This is a genomic window from Sphingobacterium wenxiniae (genome assembly GCF_900116225.1).
Classification (GTDB): Bacteria; Bacteroidota; Bacteroidia; order Sphingobacteriales; family Sphingobacteriaceae; genus Sphingobacterium; species Sphingobacterium wenxiniae.
Map to the genome: position 1 here is coordinate 37,776 of NZ_FOZZ01000004.1, position 16,309 is coordinate 54,084.

The 16,309-nt window shown below is 41.4% G+C and carries 14 protein-coding genes; 7 read left to right on the forward strand and 7 right to left on the reverse strand.

Going from position 1 to position 16,309, the window contains the following annotated elements:
- Positions 1-53 precede the first annotated feature (53 nt).
- Positions 54-749, forward strand: a complete 696-nt coding sequence (gene lipB, locus BM375_RS06670; protein ID WP_093364661.1) for a lipoyl(octanoyl) transferase LipB — start codon at positions 54-56, stop codon at positions 747-749.
- Here lipB and BM375_RS06675 read toward each other — a convergent pair.
- Together BM375_RS06675 and BM375_RS06680 are read right to left on the reverse strand one after the other, a co-directional pair.
- Positions 746-1,972 (reverse strand): SH3 domain-containing protein, encoded by a 1,227-nt coding sequence (locus BM375_RS06675; protein ID WP_139227514.1) that lies wholly within the window; start codon positions 1,970-1,972, stop codon positions 746-748. The genes lipB and BM375_RS06675 overlap by 4 nt on opposite strands.
- Positions 1,973-2,116: 144 nt before the next feature.
- Positions 2,117-2,512 carry a hypothetical protein gene (locus BM375_RS06680; RefSeq protein WP_093364663.1) on the reverse strand — a complete coding sequence of 132 codons (396 nt, stop codon included), beginning with the start codon at positions 2,510-2,512 and terminating at the stop codon, positions 2,117-2,119.
- A 651-nt stretch (positions 2,513-3,163) separates the two neighbouring features.
- Between BM375_RS06680 and BM375_RS06685 the strand changes: the two genes are divergently transcribed.
- Both BM375_RS06685 and BM375_RS06690 read left to right on the forward strand, forming a co-directional pair.
- Complete coding sequence (locus tag BM375_RS06685) at positions 3,164-4,489, forward strand: hypothetical protein (protein WP_093364664.1); 1,326 nt, start codon at positions 3,164-3,166, stop codon at positions 4,487-4,489.
- Positions 4,490-4,543: 54 nt separating this feature from the next.
- Positions 4,544-6,244, forward strand: a complete 1,701-nt coding sequence (locus BM375_RS06690) for a HEPN domain-containing protein (RefSeq protein WP_093364665.1) — start codon at positions 4,544-4,546, stop codon at positions 6,242-6,244.
- Between the two features lie 27 nt (positions 6,245-6,271).
- On the opposite strand, the gene BM375_RS06695 is transcribed toward BM375_RS06690, so the two are convergent.
- From BM375_RS06695 to BM375_RS06705, 3 genes are all read right to left on the reverse strand, one after another.
- Complete coding sequence (locus BM375_RS06695) at positions 6,272-6,808, reverse strand: fibronectin type III domain-containing protein (RefSeq protein ID WP_139227515.1); 537 nt, start codon at positions 6,806-6,808, stop codon at positions 6,272-6,274.
- 509 nt (positions 6,809-7,317) lie between these two features.
- Positions 7,318-8,154: an MBL fold metallo-hydrolase gene (locus BM375_RS06700; protein WP_093364668.1), complete on the reverse strand. Its 837-nt coding sequence runs from the start codon at positions 8,152-8,154 to the stop codon at positions 7,318-7,320.
- A gap of 1 nt (position 8,155) precedes the next feature.
- Complete coding sequence (locus BM375_RS06705) at positions 8,156-9,583, reverse strand: L-serine ammonia-lyase (RefSeq protein ID WP_093364669.1); 1,428 nt, start codon at positions 9,581-9,583, stop codon at positions 8,156-8,158.
- A gap of 539 nt (positions 9,584-10,122) precedes the next feature.
- Here BM375_RS06705 and BM375_RS06710 point away from each other — a divergent pair.
- The 3 genes from BM375_RS06710 (at position 10,123) to BM375_RS06720 (ending at position 13,416) form a co-directional block, all read left to right on the forward strand.
- A complete protein-coding gene (locus BM375_RS06710; RefSeq protein WP_093364671.1) occupies positions 10,123-11,826 on the forward strand; it encodes a glycoside hydrolase family 3 protein in 1,704 nt (567 codons plus the stop codon).
- A 668-nt stretch (positions 11,827-12,494) separates the two neighbouring features.
- A complete protein-coding gene (locus BM375_RS06715) occupies positions 12,495-12,968 on the forward strand; it encodes a DUF4293 domain-containing protein (RefSeq protein ID WP_093364673.1) in 474 nt (157 codons plus the stop codon).
- A gap of 1 nt (position 12,969) precedes the next feature.
- Entirely contained in the window at positions 12,970-13,416 is a 447-nt protein-coding gene (locus tag BM375_RS06720) for a hypothetical protein (RefSeq protein ID WP_093364675.1), read from the forward strand.
- A 22-nt stretch (positions 13,417-13,438) separates the two neighbouring features.
- Here the strand turns inward: BM375_RS06720 and BM375_RS06725 are convergent, their stop codons facing one another.
- The gene (locus BM375_RS06725) at positions 13,439-13,978 is read right to left on the reverse strand and encodes a tetratricopeptide repeat protein (protein ID WP_093364676.1); all 540 of its coding nucleotides are present in this window, start codon (positions 13,976-13,978) and stop codon (positions 13,439-13,441) included.
- Between the two features lie 127 nt (positions 13,979-14,105).
- Here BM375_RS06725 and ung point away from each other — a divergent pair, with 127 nt between their 5' ends.
- Positions 14,106-14,804, forward strand: coding sequence for a uracil-DNA glycosylase (gene ung, locus BM375_RS06730; RefSeq protein WP_093364677.1), 699 nt, complete (start codon positions 14,106-14,108; stop codon positions 14,802-14,804).
- A gap of 410 nt (positions 14,805-15,214) precedes the next feature.
- Here ung and BM375_RS06735 read toward each other — a convergent pair whose 3' ends face one another.
- Positions 15,215-16,294 (reverse strand): DUF6695 family protein, encoded by a 1,080-nt coding sequence (locus tag BM375_RS06735; protein ID WP_093364678.1) that lies wholly within the window; start codon positions 16,292-16,294, stop codon positions 15,215-15,217.
- Between the last annotated feature and the right edge of the window lie 15 nt (positions 16,295-16,309).

Consider the following 16,309-nt stretch of genomic DNA (forward strand, 5'->3'; position numbering starts at 1 on the left):
ATGAAATCGCATAAAGACTTAAAAGTTTGGCAGGAGAGTATGATTTTAGTAAAATGAACAAACAAGTACAATTCATCGATTGGGGACTGGTTGACTACCAAGACGCTTGGGATAGGCAGGAAAAGATATTTGCCGATACATTGGCTATCAAACATGATAACCGTGTCAACGAGACGAATACACCCACACCAAACTACTTGATTTTCACGGAGCATCCACATGTATACACGTTGGGTAAAAGTGGACATCCGGAATATTTACTGTTGGATGAAGAAGGGTTGAAAGAAAAAGATGCCCGTTTTTATAAAATCAACCGCGGAGGGGACATCACCTATCACGGCCCTGGCCAGATTGTGGGGTACCCTATATTAGACCTTGACAACTTCTTTACCGACATTCACCTTTATCTCCGTACGTTGGAAGAAGCCATCATCCGTACCTGTGCAGATTATGGCATAGAGGCTGGACGTTATGAGGGCTATACAGGCGTATGGTTAGATGCCGACAATGAAAAAGCACGTAAAATCTGTGCGATGGGCGTACGGGCATCCCGATGGGTAACCATGCACGGATTTGCTTTCAATGTCAATGCGGACTTAAATTATTTTGGACATATCATTCCCTGTGGTATTGACGATAAAGATGTCACCTCGCTTGAACGAGAACTGGGGCATAAACTTGATATTGACGAAGTCAAAAGCAAGCTGAAAGGACATATTGCGGATTTATTTGGGATGGATCTGGTTTAACAGAAATACACTACCTCGAATCCAACAAGGCCACTGTCTTTAAAGGTAAAAATATATACCCCTGCATCACCATTAGCGATTCGGTATACATGTGGTTGGCCAACCCAATCTACAGCTAATAAATGACCAAATTTGGTCACAAAATCCTGTTCGGAGTAACCTTCCTTTAGATATTCCTTGCCCAAGCCAAGAGTAACATCTCCTTTCCCAAACTGTATCTGGTATACCCCACCAAGAACCTTCCCTTCTTGGTTCTCTTCAAAGGCAACCTGTACCCCGGGGGATTGGTAAAAATATAACGGCTCCCAGCCACACTCTGGTGAACCCGGAATATCATCAACTTTCAGCATCCCCAACGCTTCCATTTGTTTATCGGTAATCTTACCGTCTGTAAGACGTGTTCCCTTAACCAGATAATGCATATTTAATTGTTTCAAAACAACTGCATAACGCTCATAATCCGTAATACCTTCGGCTAAACGGCCTGCCAATAGTTTCTCAAATGCGATATCCACTTTGGGATTCTCTCTCCCCGCATTCGTTAGGGATTGTTCATAATATTGCAATGCTTCCTTTCGCTGCTCAGCCGTTCCATTCCATCCCAATTCACGCAAACGTCCTCCCAGAGTAAGCTCCTGCTCAACGTCTTTTCCCTTGACCTCAAGATAAGCCGATAGCACCTGCTCGTAGCTTACCTCCATGCCCAGAAACTTAAATTGTATATAGGCCGGCTGTTCATGAAAATGATCCCCCACATACACCCATCCATCTGCATAAAGCGGAACATAATCGATAAACATCATTTCATTAAGCCGTGCTTTTCGGACGACCCTTGCTGAGGTATTAGGTTCCTCGCGCACCCGTAACTCGGACACCTGCACATACTGGTGAGGAGCCTGAAAACCTTCCCTTCCCCTATAGAAATATTGAGCCGGCTCACCCTCCGAACGCTTCGCAAACATCGCTCTGCCTAAAGGTTGCTTTTCTATATAACCGATGTCTCCATTGCTGACTTTGATACGATAATGCGTATCCGTGGAATCCAATAACATAACTGATGCTTCTGTACTGAACACACCGATAACCGACATGCTGTCATCAGGCGAGGATATCAAATGTCCCCATTGACTGGTATAGACAGGCTTCCATTCTTTGATCTGCCCCACCGCTATCTGTCCCGCAGTAAAAGATATTAGGATGATAATAAATCGAAAAATATTCATGGTATACATTTGACTGTTGCCTCTATCTACGAAAGATGGTATCTAAGAAATAATTATAAAACGCTTGTGTGTCATGCTCCCTCCTACCCTCGAGACGACATTAAAGAAAATTTAAGCTTTTTAGCTCGCCAATTAGAATACCGTCTACCCTTTCTGAAGCGCAGCGATTTTCTCTTCTAGCAATGCTACCTGTTTTTCCAGAGAGAAGATTGTTTTTTCCTGCGAACGCACTGTCTGCTCCAATGCAGCTATCAGTTTACGTTCCTCATCAATTTCGTCCGTTCCTTTATAAAAATTATGTTTATCCCGAACTCCGGCAGCCCCCGTTCTATACATATCCCCTTCATCTGCAATCAGCCAGGCAGGGCTAATATCATAATGCCTGGCTAAAATAGCCGCTACCGCATCCGAACTCAATGCAGAGGACTTTTGCACACCTTTGAAATTGGCATACGACAGCCCTAAATCCTTGAAAAAATCAACCTTATTGATGCCTTTGCTCTCCGCGATAAGCAAAACTCGTTCCTTAATAGTAGACATTATGCTCTCTTATCTGTTTTCAACACAACTATAATTCTTATTACCGGCCAATAGGGTCAATTATTCATGCTGCCTATATGGCTAATTGTCTATTTATATATTGAAAAATAAACAAAAGAAAACAAATACCAAATTAATTTCACATTTAACGCAAGATAAACGCACTAACATTTGTCTTTAATAGGATTGTGTTGAGGTAAAGCGGAGGTTTTATAGATACAATAAAAACCAATAAGATAATATAAAGACCACATTAGAAAATCAGCACAAAACCCTATAAATCATATATAAAAAGTAAAATTTCAAAATAAGAAAGAAAATACAAAGACATTATTTTGTCTTTTTCGTTTGTATAAGATAAAATAATGTCTTAAATTTGTTTAATTATTAGCGCATAGCCATTTATATGCTATAGAATTTTAGCTATAACAGATAGGCGCATCACGAAGCACTACGATATGGGGACAGATCTCGCCCCATTAAACGACACAAAAACTTTCAGGTAAAGTACTGGGAGAGTAATGGAAGTAAGATTCCGTTCACCTCGCTCACCTTAGCATAAAATAATAACGGTTACGTTTTGCGGGACTCGTGCTGAACTCGTTGCCCCATAGCGATAACCATTTCTATAACTTAAAAAAATAATATACAATGAAAAAGCAAAAGAAAAAATTAAAAGCAAGGCAGTTCAGGTACCTGACCAAGGCAGACGTAAAAAACCCTTTGGAGCACCTCTATACTTTCTACGGAGACGAAACGCGCATTGCATACTGGCTAAGAACGATTAACACCCTCATAAACATAGCTGTAGAACCCGCAATGTCATCTCCTGCCACTCGGGACAATGGCCATTATGCCCAACGGTTGATTAAACAAATCGAAATTGCCTATGTTATTTTTAAAAAGTGTGGACTACCCACGATTGAAACTCCGTTAAATTTCTTCCAAACCCGCAAGGACTATGGTACTTATATCATTGAAGGAGCCTACACCCTTGAAGGAGAAGAGAATCCTGCACACGAGATCAGTCGGTTCTTTTCCTACAAAAGCTTAGCCGAATGGTACATCTGTATTGACGATTTGTGGGCAAATATGATTGATAAAATCGATCCCGTAGATGAAATTTTGCGTGACAACTACTTCGCCATAAAAGAATTGCTTTTGCGATTGGCACAAGCGCTATACCAAATATATGAAGAGGATAAATTACCCTACACAAAAGAAGGTAAAGACAAACAGGACAAGACCCCCGAAACAGCAAATACAGCTAACAGCAAAGAGGCAATAGAGCCCCTCGGCACACCACTTGTCGAACAATCTTCAGAAAAAGAAGAGGAAGAGGACGACAACTTTTATCCCAAAGACCGGGTTACACTTCCTGGATGGCTTGCTCCACAGCGCTATTCAGCCGGTGCTGTAAAAAACTTTTGCAGTATGGACGACTTATGCAATTGGCGGGAAATCCTTTGGTTTTGGTATCAATCCGTTATTATAAAGGATCTATATTGGTCGGAGCATAATGAAAAATTGGGCTACTCCGGAGGTGATTTGCTTTTTCACTATTCCACACTTTATAGTTTATTGGAAATGTACTGCTCGCAACTAACCGAAAATGGATTGGAAACTCCTGCAGATGTAGCGTCCATATCCATTTTAAACCAAACTTTACGTAGCTCCATAAAGTATAGGGGGCAGATCGAAGTACTTTTTTACGTAAACAATCAGGACAAAGAAAAGCCGTTGGATAGCATCCTGTCCACTATCAGCATCTACAGCAAGGCTCAATGGGATAAAATCTTATATGAATGGCTTTCTTTCGGCTTATCAAAACGCGATATCGACGAGGGAAACTATACCCCGGAAGCATCGCGCATTTATCAATTGTTAATCCGCATTGTAGAGTTAACCTATGTATTGGCCGCACAAGCAGAAGAAGAGGAAAAGGACGACTGCGCAGAAACTCCAGAAGAGAATTAATTATTGAACAACAAATAACACTGTAACCTTTTCAACTTGTAAATACTAAAGATTATGAACACATTACCATCTGATACCCTTACCCTGCTGACAGAGCAGCTTCCCGTTGACGAAATCTTTCAATGGACCTACCAGCGTAATGGAAAAAAATACAGCATGTTGCACATTCACTTGCAACCAGAACCCGGCATACGGTTCAACGATGCACGTGAAACCTGTGAAAATATTTTGGCGAACGAGAAAAATCTGCATTTCACGCTTTATTTCACCAAAGAAATTCAAAAAGAAATAGAGCTTGGGGCTGCACGCTTCTATTTAATTTGTCAGCCGTCCAATAGGATCTATCAAAATCCTAACCCAAAATCTGCCATTCAACTACCAGAAATCAGCGCCGCTGATTTATCTCTGCAAGCAACCGCTTATATAAACAAGGAAGTAGAGAAAATACAGTCCTTTATCAATGGATATAGCTTTTATTTAGTAAATAACAACTGTGCGCATGCCGCTTTTATGCTGCATCAAGCCCTGGAACTTTCCTGCCGGACAGCCCAAAAATTGCTATCCGGCGACGAAAAGAAGTCCCATTCAATCAAGAGCAACATTGCATTCCTCAAAGTTTTCGACTCCAAGTTAGGAAAACTTGGCAGTACAACGACCAGAGGAGCAGCATTGGCAAAACTCGATGAATCTTATATCGCCTTTCGTTACGAACAAGACTTTTGCATGGGAAGAGCACCGTTGGAATGTTGCTATCAAATCACCTGTAAAGCGCTGGAATGGATAACGAAATATTCAACGATATTTCTGCAAGAAATCCAAAATAAACTCAACAGGCAACCCATTGCTCATCAAGAATCTAAAACTCCTCTTAATTATAATCATATAGACATGGAAAACAACACACACACCAACAACAATCCCCGTGAGCTCATCCTCAATGCCCTACAAGCACTTGGCAAGGTGCATGCTGTATATTGCTTCGCTTACAAAAACGCACTGCAACAAATAACCAACAATCTCCTGTATATCCACCACGCCCAGCTGGATGTCGAACATTATTACCTCTTTGTCATCATGGGGGAAGCCCCAAAATCCTTGATGGACTTCCAAAACAGCATACAGCAACTTCTGCCAAGCAGCATCCATATTACCCTCATTGCCGAAAATACAGATCGGGTACAGAAACACCTGAAAGAGGGCGACCTATTCCGATCAAACCTATTACGCTCGGCGGAATGTTGGTATCAAGAGCATCATTTTGACTTGGAGAACATCCAAACAGCCGCTCTGGACAAACCCCAGATGAAATGGTTATGGGAAAAACGATATAACAACGCCCTACAGCTGGCTCCTCCTTGGACAGGAGAAGCAGAAAGACCACTAAATGAAGCAACCTGTTACACACTCAGTTTAGCCATAGAGCAGATTTGTTTAGGGTTGATACAACACTTTATGCATTATATACCGGACTCCACCCTCCTAAATTATTTAATGAATCTTTGCGATATTATCTGTCCAGAAGGTACTGCCGTCTTTTTAAGGGATAGCCAGGAAGAGGAAAATACTTTCAACGTCTTGATTAAAGCACAGCAAAAATTCCGGCACTCACCAAACTTTTCAATCAACAGAAAACACATCCCGATCCTGTATCAACAAACACAATCCTTTATCAAGCACGCTAATGAAATTATCACAAAAGATTTGCAGGATGAAGAAAAAGAAGAAGCATCTCTTTGCCGTGAAGAAACGGCATAAAGAACGTGCACAACCACATCCTCCCAATCAATATACATAAGAGGATACCACAAAAGAATACGGAGACTGTGAGTTTCGGCCAACAAAACAAACCCGGAACTCATACTCTTCTCTTATAGCAAGATTCTCTATAACACATCGGGATCTACTGCTTAACACCACCTGCCAAGGCTCCCCTTCAATCTTTTTCCTATATTCAAACCTATAGACGTACACCTTAGGTGAAGCTTTAACCCTTAGTTTCATTTTCCCTGTGCCTATTTCACCTTCTGCACGGAAATCCTCTGGCGTATCGGGATTTCGATTGGCAGAGCTTCTTTTCTTTGAAGGGACGAAACCCGCTGCGAGAATAATCCCCTTATCTCCCTTAGCTACAAAATGCACATAAGACGAAAGAATTCTCAACAAATTCAACAGGTCTTTCCGCTTCGAGTCACGGATCACAAGCATCCGCTTGTCCCGATAAGCAGCATCTGAACAGGCATCACTAAACGCACGGATTTCCTTTTTAAAATCCGCCAAACTAGGAACAGGATTTGGGAAAAGACCCTGATTCTTTTCCATCTCAGCTGAAATTATATAACAATAGTCCAATAATTCAACATCAGAAATATTATGCGATCGAATAGTAGGTTTCAACATAATGTGTTATAATTATATGGTTTATAAAGCTTTCTCCTAAATTACACAATAAAAAAGAAAAAACACATACCTAATATTGATTATCAAACACTATAGGAATAATATTAGTTTATATTTTTAGCATATAGATAGATTTTGGTGAACAATTATTAACTAAATATTAGTTATTTGTTACTGCTAAACCAATATTATTTTATGTTCAATAACCATAATTTTATTTTCAGAAAAAAGATATTAATTATTTTATAATAGTAGAATATACCTATTAAAAATAATATCTTATCAACATTATATAATAGTATACTATTTGTAAATAATTAAATATAAAGACAGTATAATCAGATATAAAGCATAAACTAACAATAATTGATTTTGCTTTTCTAACTCACGACCAATCTTTGCCAAGAAAGCGGGCGGTAAGAACATAGGTATTAATTTTCTGGAAAAACAAATGTCGCTTGGTAGAAAGTCTGTTGCACACGGATTTGAACAATTTCTTCGGTAGACAGTTCTGCAGTATCGAATAAACGGGTTTCCTCGTAACGTGTTGCGATGGAAAGCTTCATCCTTTCGCAGTGCGGAGCAAAAGTCTCCTGTACCCGATCCACTGTATTATTTTGTCCGGAAAGATGTCCTAATATCAGGTGTTTCAATCGGGCGGTTCTATTCTCTAACAAAGCCTCCAAAGCTATACGGTTAGATAAATGCCCCCAACCGCTTCGGATACGGTTTTTCAGATAAAATGAATATCGGCCGGTCTCCAACATTTCTTCATCGTAGTTGGACTCCAATAGTAAGATATCCGCATGTTGAATCACATGCTTTACGTTATCACAAATCCGACCTAAGTCGGTCATTATAGCTATATTCAATACTCCATTAGACACAACAAAGCTACAAGGTTCCTTCGCATCGTGGTATTTCGGAATACCGTAGACTGTCATATTGCCAATCTGTACTTTAGCATCCGATGGTATGATATGCACCAATTCCTCGGGAAGATGCAGACGAGAACCTTTATATGAGCCTGCTGTAATATAAACAGGAATCTGATAGCGTTTACAGAAAACGGAAAGTCCGCGGATATGATCCGTATGCTCATGGGTAATAAAGATAGCGGAAATAGAAGAGGGTACTATGCCCAAATTATGCATACGTAGCTCCACATGTTTGGCATTCACACCTACATCGACCAAGATCGCATCTTGACCATCAGCTATATAATAGCAATTGCCATTGCTTCCGGAAGCTAACGCAGCGTATTTCATATCAACATTCTGGTAAACTCAACGGGACTTTGATCGCCAAACCACCGTCAGCCGTTTCTTTATATTTCACATTCATATCCTGTGCAGTGTCCCACATGGTACTAACCACCGCATCCAGACTCACCTTGGCTTTATCCGGATTAGAAGTTAATGCCAGCTGTGCTGCGGTAATAGCTTTTATCGCCCCCATAGTGTTTCGTTCTATGCAAGGAATCTGCACCAGCCCACCAATAGGGTCGCAGGTCAGGCCCAAATGATGTTCCATCGCAATTTCTGACGCCATAAGAACCTGTCTTTGCGAACCGCCCAGACATTCGGTCAATGCTCCTGCAGCCATCGCTGAAGATACCCCAATCTCAGCCTGACAACCACCCATTGCTGCTGAAATAGTTGCTCCCTTTTTGAATATAGACCCTATCTCGGAAGCCGTAGCAATAAATTGGATGATTCTTTCCTCCTTATAGGCATCGTGGAAGGTAATATAGTATTGCAACACGGCCGGAATCACGCCTGAAGCGCCGTTTGTTGGTGCAGTCACAACCCGTCCGAAGGATGCATTCTCTTCATTGACAGCCAGCGCAAAACAACTCACCCAATCCAAAATATAACCAAAATCCTTCCCTCCCTCGCGTATAGCCTGTAACCATGATTCATAATCGGTATATGCACGATCTTTCAGCAAACGTTTACTCATTTTGGATGCCCGACGTTCTACATTCAGTCCGCCCGGCAATACACCGGTTGTATGACAACCTTTGTATATACAATCTTTGATAGTATAAAATATCTGCATAACGCCAGCTCTTGTCTCCTCCTCTGGACGCCAAGCCAACTCGTTCTCCATCACCAACTCGGAAATTTTCAGGCCAGTACGCATACACCAAACCATCAGTTCTTGCGCCGTATCTACCGGAAAAGACATATCAACCTCACTCAACACACTTTGTGAATCATTTTCTTGCACCACAAAACCGCCTCCGATGGAATAATAGGTCTCGCTAATAGCGGTGCCATTGTTCAAGAATGCCTGGAAAGTTACGGCATTAGGATGAAAAGGTAAACTTTCGGCATAAAGGAAGAGTAGATCTGTAGTATAATTGAATACGACAGTTTTCTCCCCACCCAAGATAAGCTCTTGTGATTTTTTAATATGCTCGACCTTTGGCATAACCTGATATACATCAAAAGTGACAGGGTCATCCCCACTCAATCCCAATAGCACGGCGATATCCGTGCCGTGACCAACACCGGTCTTCGCCAGCGAACCGTAGAGCAAAATCTTAATCTCCTGCACATCTTGCAATACTTTCCGGCCTTTTAGCAGGTCAACAAAGCGTTGCGCTGCACGCCAAGGCCCCAAAGTATGCGAACTGGAAGGTCCGATACCGATCTTAAACATATCAAAAATAGAGATTTGCTCCTTTGCCATTTTCTACCCAATTAAGCTTAGCAAAAATATTGTTTTAAACGGCAATTTACCGCATTATTCCTGTTAATTTTTAACGTATAAGGTTAGTAATATGGTAAATAATGTAATCTTTATTTACCATATTGGCATTAGAGATTTATATGGACAAGGAGGTGGTGGGTTTAATGATTATTATCCTTGATTTTGCTATTATCAGAACGAGGCTGTCTAAAAAGCTAAACATCATCGTCATTGCGAGGTAACGAAGCAATCTGATGATGTCAAAAACGCAGATTGCTTCGTCGCTGCACTTCTCGCAATGACGCGTTTTTGCGGTTTGCGAACCTTTTTAGACACCCACTTCTTTTTTCTAATCCCCCTTCTTGCAAGATTCAATCACCGTTCGAGTCAGGACCGGCTTTCCTTGTGTCAGGAGGACACAGAAAACTTAGAAAGCTTGAACAAAAATGCTTTTTTATGCCGTTTTCAAAAACAAACACGCAGGAAATTTTGATTGCAAATATTTTTTACCTTATTTCGTACTTGTAAAGAACTAAAATATGATAAAAAAGATATTCTCTTTCGTTGCGTTTGTTGCAATTACCTCCACATTACATGCGCAGAAAAAACCAGATTTTGTACAGTTTATCAACACACAGAACGCCTGGGTAGACTCGGTCTTCAACAAATTGACACCAAAAGAACGCATTGGTCAGCTTTTTTTGGTACGGGCACATACTAACCTTGGACAGAAATACATTGATTCGGTAGCTCAGGTTATTGAAAAAGAGCAATTGGGAGGCCTTGTCGTCTTTCAGGGCGGCCCTGTACGCCACGCCGATATGTTCAATCGCTATCAAGAAATAAGCAAAGTTCCTTTGTTAATAACCTTTGACGGTGAATGGGGCTTGGGAATGCGGATGCCAGATTCGACGATTTCTTACCCCTTTCAGATGACTTTAGGCGCTATTCAGAACAATCAACTTATCTACGAGATGGGACGCCAGATAGCGCGTGATTTTCACCGTATTGGGATGCATTTTAACTTTGCCCCGGTGGTTGACATCAACAACAATCCGAAAAACCCGGTTATCAATTTCCGTTCTTTCGGTGATAATAAGCAAAATGTTACCCAAAAGGCAAAAGCCTATATGGATGGTATGGTAGACGGCGGTATTATCGCTTCTCTGAAACATTTTCCAGGCCATGGAGACACAGATGTGGATTCGCATCACGATCTTCCCCAGTTAAAATTTACACGCGCACGCCTCGACACATTGGAGTTATTCCCTTTCCGTGAACTCATCAAACAGGGCGCACCAGCCGTTATGGTAGCCCACATGAATATCCCCTCATTGGATGCGACCCCCAACATCCCTTCATCAATCTCTCGGAAGGTGGTAACCGACTTACTCCGCAAAGACTTAGGTTTTAAAGGCTTAACAGTAACCGATGCGATGGACATGAAAGGAGTAAAAAAGTTTTTTCCTAATGGAGAGGCGGACGTTATGGCTATCGAGGCTGGGCATGATCTATTGGAAGTATCTGAAAATAGTGGAAGGGCAATTGATTTGGTTGAAAAATCGATCAAGAGCGGCCGCCTGAAACAGAGCGAAATCGATCAGCGCGTAAAACGGGTGCTGGCGGCCAAATATTGGCTGGGCTTAAACCAATATCGACCGGTAGGCACCAACAACCTTATCGCCGACCTTAACACGCCAGCATCCCAATCTTTGGTTCAACGCTTAGCAGATGCTGCAGTTACAGTTCTGAAATCCGACAAGGGCATTAAATCTTTTCAAAAGAACGTGCCTACCGCCATTGTATCTGTTGGCATTCCGAAGTTTCAGGACTTTGAGACCGGGTTAGCCATTCAGCTGAATAACCGCAAAGAGTATATCATTACTGGAAAAGAAACGGCTGAAGAACTGAAGGAGCTCTTAAAAACTATCCGTAGAAGTAAACAAATCGTATTGGCTATACACGATAATCGTTCACGACCAAGAAGTGAATCTGACTTAAACGAAGATGTCAAACATTTTATTGAACGGTTAGCAGGGAAGCGTACGATTTCCGTTCTGTTCACCAACCCATACGCAATGAATAGTATAGACGTAAACCGTTCAAGTGCAATTATCCTTGGTTACCAAAACGAAAGTTTTATGCAGAAAGCTGCACTGAAAGTTGTTTTGGGACAGATTAAAGCACAAGGAAAACTATCCGTTACAGTAAATCAAGAGTTTAAAGAGGGCGAGGGGATTTAACCTCCCTTCGTCATAGTCTGTCCTCTATGCCCATACTGTCCTTAGTCTGTCGGGACGGGATGTTTTGGTGGGGACTAAGGACTTTTATATCAGGTAGTCTCAGACTACCCTAATTCCTCATCCTTAGAGCGCATTCGTCTCATACTGGCGCACGCCTGTGGCGTGTGTCCTTATTTGTATTTGATTAAAGCACGAGCGGCACGCTCGCGCCAGCGAAGGGACATTTGTTTGCAACAAATCATTGTAAGAAACCTATTTTATTGCATTACAAATGCAACAGGCTAAAAACACATATTCTTCGCGTAGGAGACTTCCAAAGTTTTCGAAACTTCGGAAGTCTAAAGCTTAGGAAGTATCCACACTAATAACATTAAGGGCTTTACTTCACCGCTGGTGCACGCACAATGGTCATCCTAAAAATATCTTCCCCTTTGGAGATTGGAGGAACAAAAACCTCAATTTTTTACAGTATATGACAAAAAAAACGTAGATTGGTTTTCTTCGGAGCTGCTTCGCGGTCGTCATACTTCCTCGTCCCGAATGCTTTCGGGAACGCGTTTTTTATAACTTATTCAGTTTTGTCATGCACTAAACAATTTTTTACAGTTTTCTATGTGTGAATACAAAGCATTTTATATAAGTTTGTTCTTAAAAAGAAAAATATACTTATGATTCAGCGTATTCAAACAGTTTGGTTATTGGTTACTACTGTGGTTCTTTTAGGGCTTTTTGTTTTCCCTTATGTGAGCTTTATCGATTTGGTAGGGCTAGGTAAGAAAATCTCAGTTTCAGGGGTTTATTCTTCGGTGAACAATGAGGAAGTTCGGGAATCAGCATCTTGGCTACAGGCTATAGCGACCGCAGTTATTGCTCTGTTCCCTCTGTTTATTGTATTTCAATTCAGAAACAGAAAGCGTCAGGTAACTTTGATTTTCGTAGAGATTATCCTCATCGTGCTATTGGGCGTTTGGATGTGGATAACAGCTAATTCCACGCTGGGAGCGATCAATCAAAGTGTGAAAGCTGATAATATCGGTGTAGGTTTCTTCCTATTGCCAGTAGCGATTATCTTCTTGGGTATGGCGATTGGCGGCATCCGTAAAGATGAAAAATTGATTAAATCAGCAGATAGATTACGATAAAATGAGAAAGATTGTATGGGCGCTTTTTAGCATGCTACTTATTCTCCCTGCCGCATTACAGGCGCAGGAGGAGGCTTCTCGATATATGGTCGATGGGCTACAGATTGATTTGAAAAGCGTAGCGGTGGAAAAAGATACACTAACTGTAACCTTGTCTTTGGTGTCTTTTCGAATGGATCCGAGAGAGTTTACATTGAACACCTTTGCAACTCAAGTTGTAGACGCAGAAGGTAACGGTCACCTCTATTCAACGTTGACAATGGGGCGAGTAATGGTGAGGTTGGAGGATCAACAAAACTACCTACACTACTTGCTGGAGGAAGATAAGACTGTGCCACTTCGGTTACAGGTTGCGAACTGGAAAGGGGAAAAACCTAAGCAATTGATACTGGTCTTTCAGGATAGTGAAGAAGAAGGAAAATTTATACAAGAAACGGTCGGATTATAATCCGACCGTTTCTCTTTGTTCTTTATCGAGAATATCTAAATTGCTGCTTGTCCAACATAGACATCTGATCTTTCATCATCTTGATCTGATCGGCAAGAAGTTTATTCTTGTCGGCTTTCTTCGCTTCTGACAGGAGTTTCTCGGCTTCTCGTTTGTTACGTTTTGCCATGGCAACCCCAGCAAGGCTCAATTTAGCTAACGCTACATTGTGATCCATATGCAAACCCAATGACAAAGCTTTCTTAAAATATTTTTCTGACTGCAATGGTGCACGTTGTGATTCAATAATACCCAGCAACATATGGTAATATCCGTGCTGCGCACTAATAAGTTGCTTTTCGTAGTTTTTGATATTCTTAAGCCATTTTTCGGCTTTCGACATATTTTCTTTTCTAAGATACCACTGAGCAATCAGCATATTTTCGTTGAAGAAGACCGTAACCCAGGCAAGAATAGTCACAAAGATGCTTAAAATACCCCACCCCCAATGACCGGTCCAAAACAAAACTACAGTCCCGATTAACAGGAGACTACTGAGAATAATGCGAACTATATTTGACATATATCTAAATATCTACTTAAATTAAAAATTATTACAAATATCCGGTTATTTTAGAGCTTATCCAACTTGTTTGATAGAAAAAGTTGGATTATTGGTGTATGAAAACGTAAAATTGTAAATTTGTATTATGTCAAAACGATACGATGAAAGCTGGGAGCCAATTCTAAAGCCGCTGTTTAAACAGGATTATATGAAACGTTTATCAGCTTTTGTACAACAGGAACGACAGCTTGGACTGGTGTTTCCTCCAGAAGATCTGGTATTCAACGCTTTTAACCTTACAGCTTTTGACTCCATTAAAGTGGTCATCTTAGGGCAAGACCCGTATCACAATGATGGTCAAGCACATGGTTTATCTTTCTCTGTACCAGACGGCATGATGCTACCCCCGTCTTTGCGAAATATCTATACCGAACTACAAACGGATATTCCAGGGTTTGTCTACCCGAAGTCTGGCAATCTAACCGCTTGGGCCGCACAGGGTGTGCTTCTCCTTAATGCGACTTTAACCGTACGCGCTCACCAAGCCGCCTCTCATCAACGGCAAGGTTGGGAAGAGTTTACAGACCAGATTATACAGCTTATTTCGCAAAGACTATCGAATGTAGTATTCATCCTATGGGGTAGCTATGCACAAAAAAAGAGTTTTCTTATAGATTCGCAAAAACACTGCGTATTGACTTCTGTCCACCCTTCTCCTTTGTCGGCTCACCGAGGCTTTTTTGGCTGCAAACATTTCTCTCAAGCCAATGCTTATTTAGTGAGAAATGGGCGGAAACCCATTGATTGGCAGATCCCCCCATCCCCCAAAGGGGGAGTAATATAGGGCGTGGGAAAGATTGTCAAATTATATTTAGGGCTGTCTAAAAAAGCTAAACATCATCGTCATTGCGCTGTGCCACGCCTCTGGCGGTGGAGGTAACAAAGTCCCGCCTGAGAAGCTGTTTAAAAATATAATTTTTACGTAATTTCGACGAGGAACGAGGAGAACCGAACGAAGTGAGTTCTGCGAAGCAAAATCTATGGACAAGAGAATCAAAACACAGATTATCACGTCGCTATCGCTCCTCATAATGACGTGTTTTGGGGCGAAAGCAAAAATTTAAATAGTCTCTGAGGCGGGAATGATGTCAAAAACGCAGATTGCTTTGTGGCTGCGCTTCTCGTCCCGAATGCTTTCGGGAACACGTTTTTGCGGTTTTCGAACCTTTTTAGACCCCTTCATAGGGGGAGGGTCTAAGCAAATAATTCCTTCAGATTTTTATACTGGTATTCCGCATTGGGCAGTCGCTGTGTATGGTGGATACGTATCTTCCGTCCATGTTGCTTGATATGCGTAAAAAGCAGATGGCTGTCATATACTACCTCAAATGGCTCTTTAAAATCAATAGGTTCGAAAGGCTCGCCCAATATCGTGTATTCAAGTTCTCCTTTGGAAGTAAATCGCTGAATGATAAGCTTATTATCTTGCGTAGGAAATATGGAAAACCATGCACCATCACCCACACCACCTAAATAGTGGGCATTTTTTGGTACAGTAATGGGCTTGGAAGTGTAGTTCATCGAGCCAATAATCAAGTCATTGGGTAAAAGCGAAGCCTTTTTCGGAGCAACATTATCTCCCAATTGTTTGACTAAGAACCAAAATGATTGCCAGCGATTCATTCGAAAATGGCGCAAACCCTCTTCCGGAGTATAAGAATAAATCATGCGGTCAGCCACAGCATTGACCACATTGCTAATCGGGCTCGCCTTGATAGTTTCCGGAAAATTGATGCTGTGGATCCAAGTATATTTCTGGGATGCATGAATCAACATACGTGTAATGAATCGGGAACAATTGTTATTGTTCTTGGCAACCGCTCCATAAGGGTATGTTCCTCGATGCACCCAATCGTCACCAAAAGCTCTTGCCGCTTCAAAATCAATACCTTCTGCAATGGAAAAGTACAAAATACCTTCACCGTACATTGCTCCTTTAAGTTCTTCAAAAAGCGCTACGATCTCCTCCAGATTAGCAATACTGCCTTTTTCAAAACGCGCTTTAAGCGTAATCTCTAAGCGAGGGTCAGAATATTTGGATCGCGCTCGCCCATATCCACGTGGTGTAATATAACGTCCAAAATCATAAAAAAGCATTTCGCCCGTACTGCGCTTAATAATGACTACCCCTGTATGACCGACCTTAAAGTTGAGATTTTTGACGATGCCTATTTTCTTAAAAAACATCATCCATTTCTCATCTCCACGAATAGTGGCGTCGGGCCAGGTCAGGATAATAGCCAGGTCAGGATAGGGTATCTGCTTTTCTTTCATAATTGATTAGATTAA